Genomic DNA, 15,745 nt, shown 5'->3' on the forward strand with positions numbered 1-15,745 from the left:
CCTGAACGAACGGGCGATGCCCCGGGCGCTGGGCTAGCTCGCCAATCGTCAGGCGTGGGCGCCGTCCTGGAACGTATCGAACTTGCGCGCGGGATCCGAGGAAACGCCGGTGCGGTCCATGCCGGCCAGCTTTTCCGCACCGTCCAGGAAGGGATCGACCTTCCGTGCCGGGTCGGAGGAAACGCCAGTCCGGTCCAGGCCGGACAGCTTCCGCGCGCCGTCCGTGAACGGATCGGGCTTGCGCGTCCGGCTGGCGTCGGCGCCGGACGCGGCCGGGTCGAGCCGTGCGCCATCGCTGTACACATTGAAGCGCGAGGCATGGAAAACGTAACCATAGCGGTCCGCCGCCACGGGGCTGTCCTTCGGGCCGGTGGCTTGTGCGGGAGCCGCCATGGCGGCAAATCCGGCAAGAGCGGCCGACGTCATCAACAACTTGAGGCAATGGTTCTTCATGATGGTCTCCTTCTGGCGATCGGCGGATCGCCGCTGGCTTGCGGGGAGGCAGCGCATCGCGCCGCTCCGGCCGCACGTGAATCGCGCGGTTAGACCAGATACGCCGCGCAGCGCGGCGTGGATGCAAAGAAGAACGTAGCGGGCGCGGACGTCAGGCAAGCCGCGCGCCGGCGGCTTCAGCCATGCCGTCCATGCGCCGCATCACGCGGCCGCCAGCCGGTCGCCGCCGGTCATCGAAGGCGATGGCCACTACCTGGTCTATCCGGCGCACCGGCGCAACGACGAAGCGGTGCGCGCCGCGCATGGATCGCCCGGCGGCGAATCCTGCCGCGCCCTGATCTGGCTGGCGGGTGGCAACCGCCTGATGGCGCCATGCGTTCCGGCCTGTTGCCTGTCGCACCCGCGTGCGGGCATCATGGCGCCTACCTAACCCGGAGCCCCGCATGTCTGCCCCACCTGCCTCGCAAGACCAGTTGATCCAACGCTTTGGCTTGCAGCCGCATCCGGAAGGCGGCTACTACCGCGAGACCCACCGCGATGCGGCGCGCGTGGCACGCGAAGGCACAATCGGCGGCCCCGCCACCCATGCCGCTTCCACTGCGATCTACTACCTGCTGTGCGACAACGCTTACTCCGCCTGGCACCGCATCCGCTCCGACGAAGTGTGGCACTTCTACGCGGGCAGCCCGCTCGACGTACACGTGCTGGAGGACGGTGGCGGCCTTACCACGCACCGGCTGGGCAACGCGCTCGCGCAAGACGACGCGGTTTTCCAGGCCGTGGTCAAGGCGGGCTGCTGGTTCGCCGCCGAGCGCAGCGATCCGGCCGGATTCTCGCTGGTAGGCTGCACGGTGGCGCCGGGCTTCGAGTTCAGCGAGTTCGAGCTGGCCGACACCGACAGCCTGCTGGCAACGCACCCACGGCACGCCACGCTGATCGCGCGGCTAGCGCCGGCTGCGCGGCGCTAGGGCGCAGTGGCTTCACTGCCTTGGTTTGCCATTCCGGGATTCCGGATACGAAATACGTGTCAGCGCCACGAAAGGCGAAGCCAGAAGCTTGCGGCACAACGGCATAGCGAGCGCCAAACATTCGATATCCGATGGCCAAAACAACAGCGCAGCCGCCGAACAACGATTCGGTGTAGCCGTGTTTACCGCCCGAGGGGCGGCAAACACCGACCCGCGATGCGAAGCGAGCCGTSAAGGTGTACCAGGCCGTATGGGGCGCCTCGGGATCCGGCGAAAAGAGCGGAAAAGAGGGACCCATGTTTGAGTATCGCCTTAAGGCGATGCGAGTTTGGGTCCCGGCCGCTCTTTTCGTCGGATCCCGAGGGGGTGTCGCCCCATCCGGCGCGCCTTCTTTGCCTACTTTCTTGGCAAGACAAGAAAGTAGGTCGCCCCCCGCAGGGGGGTGAAACTGCCTTTGACTTTAAGCCTTTGCAGTTGAAGTTGAAGTTGAAGTTGAAGTTGACTCTGCAGTCAATCAGCCCCTACCGAGGCTTCCGAAACTCATCCTCAATCCAATCCCCCGCACTAGCCTTACTCAACTTAAATCCAGCCGACACCCGCACCTGCGCCAACTCATCCCCATTCTCATCAACAGCACTCAGCACCGCATAAGGATTATCCTCATCCGGCACGATATCCAGCGTCACACTGATCCGCGCAGCATCCGTATCCACAACCACACTCTTGTGCAACATGGCATGCAACTGCTGCTCATGCCGCCGCAGCACTTCGGAAGCCGTCTTGACCAGCGTCGAAAAGGCATTGGCATCGAGCGGCTTGGGGTTCTTCTTGTCGCGCCCCATGGTCCACGGCCCCACCAGAGCAGGCTCCGGCTCGCCATCCTTGATCATGGCAACAGCCCAACCCTCGTCATCCTCGTTCTTGATCACGCGGGCGGTCCATCCGTCGGCGCGCCACAGGCGCGGCTCCTGGATCTTGTCTGCGTTGTCCCCGCCGGCGTCGTGGTCATCGGTTTCGGGCGAAAGTTCGGGCTGATTGGTCATGGCTGGCTTCAATTCGGGGCTGCGCGGTGGACTGCGGGCGTCGCCCGGACCACGCAATGCCTGGCGGCGGGAGGACGGGACGGCGGCGGCAACAAGGACGCGATTTTACCCGTCCCGCCGTGGGGGCGGGCGCGGCATCCCGCCAGCCGCCTCGGGCGCGGCCATGACGGCACACCGATCCCCTCCGAAGTTGTATTTAATGTCTGTGTGCCACGTCCTATGCTGGAAGCGTCGCCAAGGCCCCCGTCTTGATGACGAACCCCTTCCGGTCGCCGCCAATTTTAGACGGCGACGTTTTTTTTGCCCGCCGGCCCCCTTCTCGCACCAAACCCGGGCTCGTGCCTGACAAAAGCGCTGGCCCGAGGCGCCCAGCCGGTTTAAGATGCGCGATTATCGAACAACCCGCGCGCACCCGCACACATGGACGCCCCCCCTCCTACCAGCCCTGGCCAGGCAACGGCCGCCACTGTCCGCGTCGCCCGGCCCCAGGCAGACCTGCTCAACAGCTTCTCCGGCGACCCGAACTTCATGCTATCGCTGGCACGCGGCCTGAGCGTGCTGGAGGCCTTCTCGGAGCGTAAGCGCCCGCTCACCATCTCCCAGGTGGCCCAACGCACCCAGCTTTCGCGGGCATCGGTCAGGCGCTGCCTGTACACGCTGGAACAGCTTGGCTACGTCAGCCAGCAAGCCGGCCAGTTCGCGCTGCGGCCCCGCGTGCTGCACCTGGGACACGCGTATTTCTCGTCGACCTCCCTGGTGTCGCTGGCCCAGCCCATCCTCGACAGCCTGAGCACGCGCATCCAGCAGACTTCGGCGCTCGCCATCCTGGACGACACCGACATCCTTTACCTGGTGCGCTCGGAAGTGCAGCGCGTGCTCACTTATTCGCTCGGCATGGGCAGCCGCCTGCCGGCCTACTGCACCTCGATCGGCCGCCTGCTGCTGGCCCACCTCGCCGAGCCGGCGCTGGAAGATTTCTTCGACCACGTCGATCTGCGCCCGCGCACGCTGCAGACCAAGATCTCGCGCCCCGAGCTGGAAATCAGTTTCGCGAAAGCGCGCGAGCTGGACTACGTGGTGATCGACGAAGAACTGGAACCTGGCCTGCGCGCCATCGCGGTGCCGGTGCGCGGCATCTCGGGGACCGTGATGGCCGGCATCAGCGTAAGCGTGCGCGCGGCGCAGGTATCGGAAGCCGAGATGATCTCCCGCCTGTTGCCGCCGATGCGTGAAGCCGCGGCGGCCATCGGCAAGCTGATCGCCGCCTGAGCCGTGGCGCCAGGCACCCCCAATCCGCAGGCGGGCAAGGGCATGCGCTTTGTCCGGCGCGTCTATGCCATGCGCGTCGTCGGCCTTGCCATCGGGTTCTTCGCGGTGGCGGCCGCCATGCTGGAAGCGGGAGTGCCGCGCTGGCTGCTGGCGCCGGTGTTCCTGCACGGCTTTGTCTGGCCGCACGTGGCGGCATGGTGGTCCAGGCACAGCGAGGTACCCTTCCTGGCGGAAATCCGCAACTTGATGATTGACGCGGCACTGGGCGGGGTGTGGGCGGCATGCATGAAATTCAACCTGCTGCCAAGCGTGCTGATCCTGTCGATGATGAGCATGAACAACGTGGCGGCAGGCGGCACCCGCCTGCTGCTGCGCGGCCTGGGCTGGCACCTGGCAGGCGCGCTGGCCGGGGTGCTGGCCTTCGGCGCGGCCTGGCATCCGGAGGCTGACCTCACCACCATCGTGGCCAGCCTGCCCATGCTGGTGCTCTACCCGCTGGCGCTGGGACGCACCACCTACAGCATCTCGCGCCGCCTGGCTGCGCACGGCAAGGCGGTCGAGGCCAGCAGCCGTCTCGACGGGCTCACCGGCGTGCTCAACCGCGGCTACTGGGAAGCCAAGCTGGCCGAGGAGTTCCAGGCCTGCAAGAACGGCCGCCGCCAGGCCGCCAGCCTGGTGCTGCTGGATATCGATCATTTCAAGCAACTCAACGACGCCCACGGCCACGTGGCCGGCGACGAAGCACTCAAGGCATTCGCCGCGCTGGTGGTGCAGCACACTGTGCAACTTCACCCCCCGGGCCGCGGCGAACCGCGCCAATGCCTGGTGGGGCGCTACGGCGGCGAGGAATTCGGCGTGCTGCTCAGCGGCGCGAGCCTGACGCAGGCCGTAGAGATGGCCGAGCGCCTGTCGCGCGCGCTGCAACCCGGCTCCGGCGCCAGCGCGGAGATCGCCGCGCTGCGGGGCCACACCGCCAGCCTGGGCGTGGCCGCGTTCGATACACGCATGCAAGGCCATCAGGAGTGGCTGACCCAAACGGACCGGGCGCTCTATGAAGCGAAGCGGGCCGGCCGCAACCGGATCCGCATCAGCGCGGCCTGAGCGCTGGATTGCCGCCGCGCCTGAGTGCCTGCGTGCTTCAGCGATTCAGCGCCGCAGCCGGCCGGGTCCGAGCATGGCTTCGGTCAGCCCGAAATCCGCGATGCGCTGCGGCAAGGGCTTGCCCTGTACCAGCGCGGCGCAGGCCTCGCCCATGGCGGCCGAGGTCTGGATGCCGTAGCCGCCTTGCGCGGCCACCCAGAAGAAACCTTCGGCCTGGCCGTCGAATCCGCCCACCAGGTCGCCGTCGGCGACGAACGAGCGCAAGCCCGCCCAGACGCGGGCCGGGCGGCGGATGGCGAGCGTGGTCATGTCTTCGATGTGATGGATGCCAAGGGCAATGTCCATCTCCTCGGCCTGCACATCGTGCGGCGGCACCGGATCGGCATTGGCGGGCGAGCCCAGCAGCATGCCGGCGTCGGGCTTGAGGTACCAGGTCTCGTCGAAGCAGACGAACATGGGCCAGTGCGCGATCTCCACGCCCTCGGGCGGTGCGAAGACAAAGGCCGAGCGCCGCTTGGGCGTGAGCCCCAGCGGCCTGACGCCAGCCAGCGCGGCCACCACGTCGCACCAGGCGCCGGCCGCATTGACCACCACCGGCGCGCGATAGGCGCGCCCGCCTGCCTGCACTTCCCACAAGCCCTGGTTGCGCGCGAGCGCCGTCACCTCCGCATCGCACACCAGGGTGCCGCCGCGCTGGCGCATGCCGCGCAGGTAGCCCTGGTGCAGGCTGTGCACGTCCATGTCGGCGGCATCGGGCTCCAGGACGGCGCCGAGCACCTTGCCGGCACGCAGCACCGGCACCAGGGCGCAGGTGGCGTCACGGTCCAGGCGCTGCGCGCGTGCGCCAAGCGCCGCCAGCGCCTCGAAATGCTGGTCGAGTTCGGCGGCCTCGCCCGGCTTGCCCACTGTCATGGCGCCGCGCGGGCTCAGGACGGGATGCTCGGCAAAACCGGCCGGCGGCGCGTCCATAAAGGCGCGGCTGGCCATGGTGAGCGCGCGTACCTGCGGCGTGCCATAGCTCTCCATGAACAGCGCGGCCGAACGGCCGGTGGAATGGTAGCCGGGATGCGCCTCGCGTTCGAGCACGATCACGCGCCCGGCCTGGGCCAGCCAGTAGGCCAGTGAGGCACCGGCAATGCCGCCGCCGATCACCAGGAAATCCGCGGAATCGTATGCTGTCATCGAAGCCCTCCTTCATCCATGCGTGCGCCGTTGCGGGAAGCCCCTCAGCGGCAGATCCGATGTCGGCAAGCGTAACCCAAATTTTGCGGATACGCAAAATTTAGCGAATCGGCGCAAAGCGGCGAACCCTGGCAGCCAGGCTGCCGGGCCGGAGACATGCCTGGAAGGAAAGACAAGAATCGGGAAGACGCCGGCGGGCAATGCCGGCATGGCGAGGCGAGGCAGCCGGCCGGCCGGCGCGCGCCGTCAGCGAACGGCGCTGCGTGCGGCCAGCGTCGTTCAACCCCGGCTGGCTAGTTCCAGCGCGAACACCAGGCGCTGCAGGAAGTTCTCCATGCGGCCATCGAGATTGGAGAAGGCACAGCCGAAGTGGTGGATGGCGCTGTCATTGTGCCCGGCGAGCCAGTGGCCCACCACTTGCAGGCTCAGGGTGAGCTTGCCCAGCGCGCCGAAATCCAGCTGCACGCCCGGGATCGTGGTGCCGACCGGCAACTTCGTGGCATCCACGGTCTTGGAGCGCAGGCCGACACCCGAAAGCGAGAGATCGGCAATATCGAGCGTGAGCACAGTGCCGTCGCTCATCTTGATTGTGCAGACGTAGCCCTTGGTCACCAGCGTGCGCGCACGGAAATGGCGGCGGCGCTGGAAGTGGTAGAGCTTCTCCGGGAACGGCGCGGAGAAGGCCGGGCCGCCCTTGAACTGGGTGGTTTCGGGGGTACCGATGATGAAGTTCACCGGCACGCCGCGCAGGGACGCCGAAAAGGCATTCTCGCTGGAAGCCAGCAACGCTTCGCGCTCGGGCTCGGTGCGGCACCAGTCGAAGACAAAAGTGCGGCTGGCCGGGTCCACATGCAGCACGGTGGTGACCATCTCGTGGGCGGTACGCGCACGCACGTTCAGGCTGCACTTCTGCCAGGCAAGGTCGCGCAGCACCGTGCCGATCTGCGAGGAATGGGTAAGGCGATAGCGGTCGTCTGGCAACGCGCCGGCGTCAAGCTCGGATTGCTCCGGGGAATCTTGGAGACTCATGAAAATCACGCAAACGTCTGAGAGAGGCCTGCGTCGCGCCAGACTGGCTTGCGACGGGGAATTCGGGCTGCCCGCTTACCGGGTTGCAATCGAAATACAACCGGGGTGCGAGCGGCCAGCGCCGCATGTTAAGCGCGGCGCCCGCCGCTGTGCAAGCTCTTGTTTGGACAACGGCGGAGTGTGGCAAAACTTGAGACAGACTTCCGTGGGGTAGCCCGCCCGGGCGGGTTTACGCATCGGCGATCCGCGCGGACTCGCCGGGCTTTGCCGGCCTGTGATCTAGGATGCCTTTGCACGCCGCCCCTGGTCCGTTGCGCTCTTGCCGCGGCGGCGGCCATTTGCCGTGCCCGCCTGCACGGCTGCCGTGGCCGGGTCCGCGCCGAGCGACGCTTGCGCCTCCTGGCACAGCCAGTCGCGGACTGCGCGGCGCCGCTCGTCGCGCTCGAACGCCACCGGCGAGAGCAGGTGGTAGGACGAGCCGTCGCGCACGAACCCACGCGGCGCGGCGATGCGGCCATCGGCCATCTCGTCAGCCACCATCAGGCGCGAGGCGATGGCGCAGCCAAGCCCGGCGGCGGCGGCCTGGATGGTCAGGTAGAAATGCTCGTACCAGGCATCCGCGCCAAAGCGCTGCGTACTGCCGGTGGCTCGGGCCCAGCGCTGCCAGGCATCGGGACGCGAGCGCGTGTGCAGGCGGGCGAGCGAACTCAAGGCCGGCGCCCGCGCCGCCGGGGTGCCGGCGCGGCACACCACGCCCACCCATTCCTCGGCAATCTTGCACACGTGCAGCTGCGTGCCGAAGTGGAAATCGTTGCGGCGCAGCGCAAGGTCCACGCCGCTGCGGGCGAAGTCGACCGCTCCCCCGGCGGCCATCAGATGCAGCGTCACGCCCGGATGCGCCTCGGCAAAGCGCGGCAGGCGGGGAATCAGCCAGCGCATGGCAATGGTGGGTTCGCACGACAGCACCAGCGCCTTGTGCTGCCCGTGCGCGCGGATGCGCTCGGCCGCCGTGGCCAGGACTTCCAGCGACTGCGTGGCGGCGGCATGCAGGATGCGTCCGGACTCGGTCAGGAAGACGGCCCGGTTGCGCCGCTCGAACAACGCCACGCCGAGCGCCTCCTCCAGCTGGCGAATCTGGCGGCTGACCGCCCCGTGGGTCAGGTGCAGTTCGTCGGCTGCCCGCATGAAGCTCTGGTGCCGCGCCGCCGCCTCGAAAAAACGTATCCCGCCCAGCCAGTGCATGATTGCCTTGATGTATCAGTTTTACTCACCGATTTGCACGAGTATAAATCGGTTGTGGCGCACCGCGTGGACTCTGAAAATAGCGACATTCCCATCCTGGTTTCAAACATGGGCCGCAAGATTCCCCGCCCATCTCCGTCAGAGATACTCACACGATATGCATCCCCTCACCGAACTCCTGGCCGTCGCCACCATCACCGTGCTGGCCGTCATCAGCCCCGGCCCCGACTTCGCCATGGTGATGCGCAACAGCTATCTGCATGGCCGCAGGGCCGGGCTGCTTTGCGCGCTCGGCATCGCGCTGGGCGTGCAAGTGCACGTCTTCTACACGATGTTCGGCGTGGCGCTGCTGATGGAGCACGCGCATGGCCTGCTGACCGTGGTCAAGATCCTCGGCGCCGCCTACCTGATCTGGATTGGCATCCAGACCTTGCGCAAGCGCGTGCCGGACGCCAGCGCGGCGCCGCTCGCGGCGGATGGGGGCATTGCTGCCCTGACCTCGTCCGGCGCGCTCAAGATGGGTTTTCTCACCAATGCGCTCAATCCCAAGACCACGCTGTTCGTCGTCAGCACCTATACGCAGGTGGTGAACACGCAAACGCCGCTGTCCGTGCAGTTCGGCTATGGCTTGTTCATGTCGCTGGCGCACCTGGTCTGGTTCGGGCTGATTGCGTGCTGCTTCACCACGCCCGCGCTGCGCACCGCGATGCTGAAGCGACAGCGTGTGCTGGACCGCGTGATTGGCTCGGCGCTGCTTGGGCTTGGCCTTGCGCTTGGCCTGAGCAACCTGGCGTGACGGCTTGAGCCGAATGCGCCATCAGCCTGCCGGCGGATCCTCGCTCGCATTCAGCGCATAGGCGCGCCGGCACACATGCTGCGCGCCACCGGGAAGGAGATGGCTTTGATACAGGATGAAGCGATCGACGTGGAACGGTTCGCACACCAGCCCGGACTGCGAGCCGCGCCATGCCTGCAGCGTGGCGTGCGCCACGGCGGGCGCGCAACGGGCCAGCGTGATATGCGGATGGAAGCGCGCCTGAGGCCTTGAGCCAGAGTCCGGCAACGCGTTGTTCTCATCGTGCCCGATACCCGTGTCGATACCGTTCCCGGCGAGCGCCCGCTCCACGCCCGCGTACAGATCATCCAGCGCCGCGTTGGACTCCAACCCCGCCCACAGCACGCTCGCGCGCCGGCCGCGAAAATAGCCTGCCTCTTTCACAGTGAGCGCAAAGGCCGCGCATGACACCGTCCCCAGCGCCTGCTCGATGCGCATCGCCGCGGCTTCGTCCTGCTCGCCGAGGAAATGCAGCGTGAGGTGGATCTGGTTCAGCGTCGCCGGCCGGATACCCGCCACGCGGGGCACGCGCGCGAGCAGCGCGCCGGCGAGCGCCTGCGGGACTTCGATTGCCACGAACAGGCGTGCCATCGGTATCCTCTCGCCAACTTGCGCGGCGGCGCCTGCGCCGTGCCCGCTCACGCAAACGCCAACGCTGACTGGCGCAGGATGGGCAGCGCCATTGCCGCGGCCGTGCCCTCCAGCCTGAGCAGCGCGCGCTTGCGGTCAGTGCCGCCGGCGTATCCGGTCAGGTCGCCGCTGGCGCCCAGCACCCGGTGGCAGGGCACGATCACCGACAAGGGGTTGCGCCCCACCGCGCCGCCTACCGCGCGCGCATGGGTCGGTGGGAGCCCGAGCCCGGCAGCGAGTTCGCCATAGGACGTGGTCTCGCCGAACGGGATCTCGCACAGCGCTTGCCAGACGCTGCGCTGGAAGGGGCTGCCGGCCAGCATCATGGGCACCGAGAAGGCCTGCAGGCGTTCGGCAAAATAATCGGCCAGCTCGTCGGCCGCCTGCTCGAAGACCGGCTTCGCGGCGGCGGGTACATCGGTATCCGGCGTGGCCGCCGCCGGGTAGTACTTCTGCCCGGCAAAGAACACGCCGCTCAAGCGCGCGCCATCGGCGCGCAGCAGGACTTCGCCCAGCGGGCTGGCGACGATACGGTATGCAATCATGGTGCGCCCCTTTCCTTGTCTTCTTGTCCCGGCTTGCTGTCTTCGTGGCGCCGCCACAGGTGGATGGCTGCGTAGGCACGCCACGGCGCCCACTGCGCGGCGTGCTGGCTCATGCCTCGCACGGTAGCGATGCCGAGCACCTTGCGCAAGACATAGTCGGTGCCCGGGAAGGCGTCCGGCCAGCCGAGCGCGCGCATGGCCACGTACTGCGCGGTCCAGTCGCCCACGCCGTCGATCGCACGCAGGCGCGCCAGCGTGTCTTCCGGCGCGGCGCTGGGTTCCAGCTTGAGCTCGCCAGTCGCCACGCGGCTGGCGATGGCGTGGATGGCCCGGCCCTTGCCCAGCGGGATGCCGATCTCGCGCAGGCTCTCCGGCGTCACCGCGGCAAGCGTGGCGGCGTCGGGAAAGGCAAGGCGCAGGGCAGGCGCCGGCTGCGCCAGCACGCGGCCATGGCGCTCGGCCAGCCGCGCCAGCAGGGTGCGGGCATGCTTCGCCGAAATCACCTGACCCACCACCGCGCGCACGGCGATCTCGAAACCATCCACCGCGCCGGGCAGGCGCATGCCGGGCACCCCGGCCGCCAGGGGCCCCAGGTGCTGATCGACCACATCGGGCCGGCAACCCAGGTCGCACAAACGCCGCACGCGCCCCAGCGCCTGCGGAATCACGTGCGCCAGCGAGCCCGACAAGGTGACCCTGATCACATGGCGGCGCTCCACATGCGCCAGCCGCAGCCAGCCGAGATGCGTGCGGCCCCCGCTGTCGATCGCCAGCGTGCGCGCATAGCTGCCATCGGCAAGCTGCTCGATGCCGTCCACCGCCCGCACCCCCAGGAACTGCAGGAAGGCCGCCCAGGCCATCGGCGGGCGGTATCCCAGCTCGAACACGAGTTCCTCGGCCACGCTGTCGGCGGCGCGCTTGCGCATCGCCAGCGGCGTGAGCCCGTAACGCGTCTTGAGCACGTCGTTGAAGCGCCGCACGCTGCCAAACCCGGCGGCGTGCGCCACATCGGTCACCGTCAGCGCGGTATCCGTCAGCAGGCGCTTGGCCAGCAGCAACCGCTGGGTCTGTGCGTACTCCAGCACCGAGACGCCGAACTGCGCATCGAACAGCCGGCGCAGGTGGCGCTCGGTGACGCCGATGCGCGCGGCCAGGGCGGCGACGCCGGCATCGGCCATGAAGCCATCGTCGATCAGCGTGGCCGCCGCCTGGGCCAGCCGTCCCGACAGATCAGCCAGACCGTGCCCCGGCGCCAGTTCGGGACGGCAGCGCAGGCAGGGGCGAAAGCCCTGCTTCTCGGCGGCCGCCGCGGTTTCGTAGAAGGAGCAGTTCTCGCGCTTGGGTGTACGCACGGCGCACACCGGCCGGCAGTAGACGCCGGTGGACGACACGCCCACGAAAAAGCGCCCGTCGAAGCGGCGGTCGTGCGAGGCAACGGCCTTGTAGCAGGTGTCCGGATCGAGTTTCATAGCCAGCATGCTACTCCGTTGCGAGGGCGGTACTAGCTGGATTCGGACATTTGCCTGGACGGCGTGTATTGACCTGCCGCGCCTCAAGCGATGTGGATCAGGCGTGAGGTGGCGCTGGCTCGGAGGGGCCTCGGTGAAATGGAAAAATATCGCTTGCTATGTCGCGCTGTTGAAACAGGGCGGGAGTATTGTTGCTGGTCAGCCAAGAATCAATCCACAGGTCAACATGACTTCCGGTGCATGGCGGTTCTAAACTCGATACACAACATACAGTATCGACATCAGTGCCGGCATCGCGGCAATCAAGGTTAGCATCTTCGCTTTCATTTTGAAGGAATCAGGTATCGACCATTCCATGCCAGCTTGCAATCGAGTTGGCGGCGGAGCGCGAACCATCCTCGGCCAAGAATGGCTTTGTTCACTATGGGAGACGCGCGGCGATCCACTCCGACACGAAGACTCCCCCCCGCCGAACAGCGCGAACCCGATGCAGTAGGAACTGAGAATGCGCCAGCGGACCGCCGGACCATAGCCACCAGCACAAACACCAACCCCACCAGCAGCGGCACGGCAGCCAGAAGGAATGCCACCGCGGCATAGACGACGAGGGCGCCCGTAGTCACCTGCTGCCGAGTTATCGGTGTCAGCATGGTGGCCACCGCAAAGGCGAACCCATCCAGGGCGAGAAGCACGGCGATGCAGTCAACGATGCGCACCACGGCCCTTTTGCGCGTCGTCATTCAAGGCCCTCCGCCGCAACGCGCTCGGCAAGTGCCGCCCATCGTTTCGGGCTGTCTCGCACAACATGGGCATAGTAGAAGTGCCCCTCGCCCTTGCCGGCGAGCATCTGCATATTTAGCATCGGTGCCGATTCGACCAGCGCGCGCCAGGGCATTCCGGCGTAGATCGGGTCTCCGAGCTGCTTCAAATCGATAACCACGATCTTGCGGATGTTCTCGTGGCTGCGCAGGTGCGCAAGGAATCCCGCCTCAATCGGCGAGCCCACCAATACCAAATGGTCGATCACGTGGCCGGCGCGGGCATATGACCATGCGGTTTGCGCGGCCAGGAGAGAGCCGTAGCTGTAACCGATCAGGTTGAACTGCGGCGCCTCCGCCGCCATGCGCCCCGTAATCGTCCACTCGCTGTCGTCGCGTGAGCGGATCAGCATTCCCGAATGGATGGCATCAAGCAACGTGCCAGCGAACTCGTATCCATCTGGCATGGCCGCTCTGGCGGTATGGGTCAGTCCAGCGAAGCAGTGCGCAATCCCCGCCTTCCGGAACGCATCGAGCAGCGGCTGAACATATCCGCCGTCCAGCCCGGCACCGCCCCAATACAGGGTGCCGCGCGGCGGCGGCAAATCGACCTTGGCCGGCGCCCGGTCCTCGACGGGCGCATGTTGCACCTTAACTGTCTTGATCGGCTGCATCAGGCACCCTCCCCGAAGATCCCGGCCCGGACCTGGCAATCGTGCCGGTGCTGTTGCAAGCTTCGCAGTAAGCCTGGCCTGCATCAGGCAGGGTCTTCCCCCCGCGCTCCAGCGCGTCGCCAACGCAGGCAGTGCTTCGCTTCATGGTTGGGCCGCCCAACTGCAGATGGGCTGTTTGTCTTCCTGCATACGATCTCCGTCAGGATGGGCTATGTGCGCAAATTCGCCCTCCATTTGCACGTAATTCCTCATGGAAATCAATCAGACAAGTCCTAAAATGCAATGCATATTTTTGCGAAGATTCCGCAGCAAAATACGGATTCGTCCGATTCCAATCCGCTCGTCCGCAAGCTACTCTTTCCAGCCGTCGCCGTTGCGACGACTTGCCGCATTTACGTGGCCGCGACGGAACGTGGATTTCGTGACCTCCGCCTCAATGCCCTGCGCGCGGCGAAGGTAGCGGTTCGCAGGCATGGAGCCAGCACGCTGCCGATGGACGCATTCCGCTTCGCCCAGGAGTACCTGTATCAGTACGCAAATCAATGCGTTGCCCGCGAGGGTATGGTCGCGCGCCATGGCTGAGGGGTGAACCTGCGTCCATCTTCCCCAGTGCAACGCGGCTGAAATGATAGGGCAACCCTCTCGGTTCTTAGCGAGAAGAACGCTCCATGACGGGACCCGACAGGGTCCGCAGGAACGCGACAACATCGCGCATCTCCTCCTCCGTCAAGCGGATGGGCTTGCGCTCGGCGTGCCCCGTGCCACCATGTGCCAGCTCGGAATGACCGACAGCCGCTGCCGGCGAACGCACGTAGTGCCTTACTACCTCTTCCAGGGTCGCGAGCTGGCCCGCGTGCATGTACGGAGCCCGTAGTGCCACGTTGCGCAAGCTCGGGGTCTTGAAGGCGCCTTCCATGCCCGGTTCGCCGGTGGCCATGAAGCGCAGCTCTTGGCAGACTTGCGGTGGCGCGTCGCTGTAGCGGCTCAGGCAATTGAACTCGTCCGCCAAGACCTTGGCTGTGGCGGGAGCGCGGCCACTGTCCGGGCGTGCTGGCTCTCTGGGCGGGACGCCCGTGTTGTGGAAGGCCTGGTCCGTCAGGAGCGGGCCGTTGTGGCACGTCGCGCATTGAGCCTTGCCGATGAACAGACGAAGGCCATTGACCTCTTGGGTCGATAACGTTTTCTGGCCCGCGCGGTCACCTATGAGAACCGCGTCAACGTACCGGTCGAAGCGGGACTCACCGTAGGTCACTGTCCGTTCGTAGGCCGCGATGGCTTTGCCGAGATTGGCGAAGACGCGGTTGACGGCATCGCGTTGCTCGTTCGTCAGCCGAGACCAGGCGCGCTTCTCGTCGGCGCCGCCCAGGGGGCTCGCGTCGGCCGGCAGATCCTGCAGGTTCGGGAGGGCGCCAAACAGCGACTCATACTCCCGCTGGTAGTGCGTCCGCACGACCCGGGCGAACTGGACGCGGTTGCCGCCGTGCTCAACAGCATCCTCTAAGGGACCCAACGCTTGAGACCACTGGCTGTCCTTGCGACCGTCCCAAAACAAGAACGGGCTGTGCGCCGTCGCCACGATTGGCATGGTCCGGCGTTTCCCGACTCCGATACCCCTTCCGAGAGGCAGTCCGTCCTGGAACTGGCGGTCGGGCGCATGGCAACTGGCGCACGACACCGCCCCGTTGCGAGATAGGCGTGCATCCGCGAACAGCCGCCTGCCGAGCGCGACTGCTTCTGGCTTGTCCGCCACGGCGTTCGACGGGTCGGGCGGCGGTGCGGGAAGCTTGTTAAGGCGCGTTGAGGATAGGACGGCCCGTTCCTCCTGCGACCACGAGGCGGCGCCGTCCATGGCGTCGCCGGCACGTCCGAAGCCGGTAAGCAAGGCAAGCGGGGCCAGGACCACGGCCACAGCGGCGAGTGCGCCCGTCAGCCTTCCGCGCTTGCTCGCCTGCCGTGACGCAGGCAGCTTGGATTTGTGGAGCTGGCTCATTAAACTGTCTCCCTGACCAAGACGCTTAGCGCTGAATCCCCGAGTCCCCGACGATGACGTTGAACACGGCTCCGTCGGTCACATCCCCGGCCTGAATTGCCAGGCGCATGTCCCACCAGCCGGTCATGCTGAACTTCATGCCTTCGAGTGCGTAGACGCCAGGCGCTACCTCGCGTGTGATGCGAGGCTTGGTAGGGAAGCCGTGGCCGTGCTGCGGCATGCCCCCGTCGAAGCCAATCACGGCTCGCGACACAGGTTTTCCATCGGGTGTCTCCAGGTGCACCTGCCATGCGTGCATCTGGTTGATAGCTGGCCCCGAAGCCGGAGGGTCCATGCGGACAACGAACTGGCCTTGGGAACTAGGATGCTGCAGGGAAAGGTCAAGGTTCGCCGGCGGTGTGCCGCAGGCGGCGGTGAGAAGGGAGAAGGCGACTGCTGCGAGCGCGGTCGGCGCGGAGAGTTTGAACATGGTTGGGTCCTTTTTTCCGATGACGATGGAATGAGCTAAGTCCGGGTGCCCTAATGAGGCACCTAAAGAAGTTGTCGGGAATCCGGGG

The 15,745-nt window shown here is 66.6% G+C and carries 18 protein-coding genes; 5 read left to right on the plus strand and 13 right to left on the minus strand.

The window, feature by feature from the left end; translation table 11 throughout:
- Window positions 1-48: 48 nt before the first annotated feature.
- Both AC1DN0_RS15070 and AC1DN0_RS15075 read right to left on the minus strand, forming a co-directional pair.
- Window positions 49-453, minus strand: coding sequence for a copper resistance protein CopQ (locus AC1DN0_RS15070; RefSeq protein WP_441637618.1), 405 nt, complete (start codon window positions 451-453; stop codon window positions 49-51).
- Window positions 454-604: 151 nt separating this feature from the next.
- Window positions 605-757, minus strand: a complete 153-nt coding sequence (locus tag AC1DN0_RS15075; RefSeq protein WP_441637620.1) for a hypothetical protein — start codon at window positions 755-757, stop codon at window positions 605-607.
- Between the two features lie 139 nt (window positions 758-896).
- On the opposite strand from AC1DN0_RS15075, the gene AC1DN0_RS15080 reads away from it, so the two are divergent.
- Window positions 897-1,421 carry a cupin domain-containing protein gene (locus AC1DN0_RS15080; protein ID WP_441637622.1) on the plus strand — a complete coding sequence of 175 codons (525 nt, stop codon included), beginning with the start codon at window positions 897-899 and terminating at the stop codon, window positions 1,419-1,421.
- Window positions 1,422-1,942: 521 nt separating this feature from the next.
- Here AC1DN0_RS15080 and AC1DN0_RS15085 read toward each other — a convergent pair.
- Window positions 1,943-2,464, minus strand: a complete 522-nt coding sequence (locus tag AC1DN0_RS15085) for a hypothetical protein (protein ID WP_441631355.1) — start codon at window positions 2,462-2,464, stop codon at window positions 1,943-1,945.
- A gap of 420 nt (window positions 2,465-2,884) precedes the next feature.
- On the opposite strand from AC1DN0_RS15085, the gene AC1DN0_RS15090 reads away from it, so the two are divergent.
- Both AC1DN0_RS15090 and AC1DN0_RS15095 read left to right on the plus strand, forming a co-directional pair.
- The gene (locus tag AC1DN0_RS15090; RefSeq protein ID WP_045240097.1) at window positions 2,885-3,733 is read left to right on the plus strand and encodes an IclR family transcriptional regulator domain-containing protein; all 849 of its coding nucleotides are present in this window, start codon (window positions 2,885-2,887) and stop codon (window positions 3,731-3,733) included.
- A gap of 3 nt (window positions 3,734-3,736) precedes the next feature.
- A complete protein-coding gene (locus AC1DN0_RS15095) occupies window positions 3,737-4,834 on the plus strand; it encodes a diguanylate cyclase (protein WP_441631358.1) in 1,098 nt (365 codons plus the stop codon).
- Window positions 4,835-4,879: 45 nt separating this feature from the next.
- On the opposite strand, the gene AC1DN0_RS15100 is transcribed toward AC1DN0_RS15095, so the two are convergent.
- The 3 genes from AC1DN0_RS15100 to AC1DN0_RS15110 all read right to left on the minus strand — a co-directional run bounded on the left by AC1DN0_RS15100 (window position 4,880) and on the right by AC1DN0_RS15110 (window position 8,287).
- On the minus strand, window positions 4,880-6,016 hold the full coding sequence (locus tag AC1DN0_RS15100; protein ID WP_441631360.1) for an NAD(P)/FAD-dependent oxidoreductase: 1,137 nt from the start codon (window positions 6,014-6,016) through the stop codon (window positions 4,880-4,882).
- A gap of 279 nt (window positions 6,017-6,295) precedes the next feature.
- Window positions 6,296-7,045: a flagellar brake protein gene (locus AC1DN0_RS15105; RefSeq protein WP_441631362.1), complete on the minus strand. Its 750-nt coding sequence runs from the start codon at window positions 7,043-7,045 to the stop codon at window positions 6,296-6,298.
- A 279-nt stretch (window positions 7,046-7,324) separates the two neighbouring features.
- Window positions 7,325-8,287: a LysR substrate-binding domain-containing protein gene (locus AC1DN0_RS15110; protein ID WP_441631364.1), complete on the minus strand. Its 963-nt coding sequence runs from the start codon at window positions 8,285-8,287 to the stop codon at window positions 7,325-7,327.
- Between the two features lie 157 nt (window positions 8,288-8,444).
- On the opposite strand from AC1DN0_RS15110, the gene AC1DN0_RS15115 reads away from it, so the two are divergent.
- A complete protein-coding gene (locus tag AC1DN0_RS15115; RefSeq protein WP_441631366.1) occupies window positions 8,445-9,083 on the plus strand; it encodes a LysE family translocator in 639 nt (212 codons plus the stop codon).
- A gap of 21 nt (window positions 9,084-9,104) precedes the next feature.
- Here the strand turns inward: AC1DN0_RS15115 and thpR are convergent, their stop codons facing one another.
- The 5 genes from thpR to AC1DN0_RS15140 form a co-directional block, all read right to left on the minus strand.
- Window positions 9,105-9,713: an RNA 2',3'-cyclic phosphodiesterase gene (gene thpR, locus AC1DN0_RS15120; RefSeq protein WP_441631368.1), complete on the minus strand. Its 609-nt coding sequence runs from the start codon at window positions 9,711-9,713 to the stop codon at window positions 9,105-9,107.
- Window positions 9,714-9,760: 47 nt separating this feature from the next.
- On the minus strand, window positions 9,761-10,297 hold the full coding sequence (locus AC1DN0_RS15125) for a methylated-DNA--[protein]-cysteine S-methyltransferase (protein ID WP_441631370.1): 537 nt from the start codon (window positions 10,295-10,297) through the stop codon (window positions 9,761-9,763).
- Window positions 10,294-11,766, minus strand: coding sequence for an AlkA N-terminal domain-containing protein (locus AC1DN0_RS15130; protein WP_441631436.1), 1,473 nt, complete (start codon window positions 11,764-11,766; stop codon window positions 10,294-10,296). Before AC1DN0_RS15130 ends, AC1DN0_RS15125 begins: the two co-directional genes overlap by 4 nt.
- 323 nt (window positions 11,767-12,089) lie before the next feature.
- A complete protein-coding gene (locus AC1DN0_RS15135; protein WP_441631372.1) occupies window positions 12,090-12,506 on the minus strand; it encodes a hypothetical protein in 417 nt (138 codons plus the stop codon).
- Window positions 12,503-13,198 carry a hypothetical protein gene (locus AC1DN0_RS15140; RefSeq protein WP_441631374.1) on the minus strand — a complete coding sequence of 232 codons (696 nt, stop codon included), beginning with the start codon at window positions 13,196-13,198 and terminating at the stop codon, window positions 12,503-12,505. The genes AC1DN0_RS15135 and AC1DN0_RS15140 overlap by 4 nt, the downstream gene beginning before the upstream one ends.
- A gap of 282 nt (window positions 13,199-13,480) precedes the next feature.
- Here AC1DN0_RS15140 and AC1DN0_RS15145 point away from each other — a divergent pair, with 282 nt between their 5' ends.
- Window positions 13,481-13,780 carry a hypothetical protein gene (locus AC1DN0_RS15145; RefSeq protein ID WP_441631376.1) on the plus strand — a complete coding sequence of 100 codons (300 nt, stop codon included), beginning with the start codon at window positions 13,481-13,483 and terminating at the stop codon, window positions 13,778-13,780.
- Window positions 13,781-13,847: 67 nt separating this feature from the next.
- Here AC1DN0_RS15145 and AC1DN0_RS15150 read toward each other — a convergent pair whose 3' ends face one another.
- On the minus strand, window positions 13,848-15,188 hold the full coding sequence (locus AC1DN0_RS15150; protein WP_441631378.1) for a cytochrome-c peroxidase: 1,341 nt from the start codon (window positions 15,186-15,188) through the stop codon (window positions 13,848-13,850).
- A 25-nt stretch (window positions 15,189-15,213) separates the two neighbouring features.
- The gene (locus tag AC1DN0_RS15155) at window positions 15,214-15,657 is read right to left on the minus strand and encodes a FixH family protein (protein WP_441631380.1); all 444 of its coding nucleotides are present in this window, start codon (window positions 15,655-15,657) and stop codon (window positions 15,214-15,216) included.
- Between the last annotated feature and the right edge of the window lie 88 nt (window positions 15,658-15,745).

It is taken from the genome of Cupriavidus sp. 05N39 (genome assembly GCF_056397325.1).

Coding starts and splice junctions, on each gene's coding strand:
- AC1DN0_RS15070 (WP_441637618.1), bottom strand. CDS start 453: ATGAAGAACCATTGCCTCAAGTTGTTGATGACGTCGGCCGCTCTTGCC.
- AC1DN0_RS15075 (WP_441637620.1), bottom strand. CDS start 757: ATGCGCGGCGCGCACCGCTTCGTCGTTGCGCCGGTGCGCCGGATAGAC.
- AC1DN0_RS15080 (WP_441637622.1), top strand. CDS start 897: ATGTCTGCCCCACCTGCCTCGCAAGACCAGTTGATCCAACGCTTTGGC.
- AC1DN0_RS15085 (WP_441631355.1), bottom strand. CDS start 2,464: ATGACCAATCAGCCCGAACTTTCGCCCGAAACCGATGACCACGACGCC.
- AC1DN0_RS15090 (WP_045240097.1), top strand. CDS start 2,885: ATGGACGCCCCCCCTCCTACCAGCCCTGGCCAGGCAACGGCCGCCACT.
- AC1DN0_RS15100 (WP_441631360.1), bottom strand. CDS start 6,016: ATGACAGCATACGATTCCGCGGATTTCCTGGTGATCGGCGGCGGCATT.
- AC1DN0_RS15105 (WP_441631362.1), bottom strand. CDS start 7,045: ATGAGTCTCCAAGATTCCCCGGAGCAATCCGAGCTTGACGCCGGCGCG.
- AC1DN0_RS15110 (WP_441631364.1), bottom strand. CDS start 8,287: ATGCACTGGCTGGGCGGGATACGTTTTTTCGAGGCGGCGGCGCGGCAC.
- AC1DN0_RS15115 (WP_441631366.1), top strand. CDS start 8,445: ATGCATCCCCTCACCGAACTCCTGGCCGTCGCCACCATCACCGTGCTG.
- thpR (WP_441631368.1), bottom strand. CDS start 9,713: ATGGCACGCCTGTTCGTGGCAATCGAAGTCCCGCAGGCGCTCGCCGGC.
- AC1DN0_RS15125 (WP_441631370.1), bottom strand. CDS start 10,297: ATGATTGCATACCGTATCGTCGCCAGCCCGCTGGGCGAAGTCCTGCTG.
- AC1DN0_RS15130 (WP_441631436.1), bottom strand. CDS start 11,766: ATGAAACTCGATCCGGACACCTGCTACAAGGCCGTTGCCTCGCACGAC.
- AC1DN0_RS15135 (WP_441631372.1), bottom strand. CDS start 12,506: ATGACGACGCGCAAAAGGGCCGTGGTGCGCATCGTTGACTGCATCGCC.
- AC1DN0_RS15140 (WP_441631374.1), bottom strand. CDS start 13,198: ATGCAGCCGATCAAGACAGTTAAGGTGCAACATGCGCCCGTCGAGGAC.
- AC1DN0_RS15145 (WP_441631376.1), top strand. CDS start 13,481: ATGCATATTTTTGCGAAGATTCCGCAGCAAAATACGGATTCGTCCGAT.
- AC1DN0_RS15150 (WP_441631378.1), bottom strand. CDS start 15,188: ATGAGCCAGCTCCACAAATCCAAGCTGCCTGCGTCACGGCAGGCGAGC.
- AC1DN0_RS15155 (WP_441631380.1), bottom strand. CDS start 15,657: ATGTTCAAACTCTCCGCGCCGACCGCGCTCGCAGCAGTCGCCTTCTCC.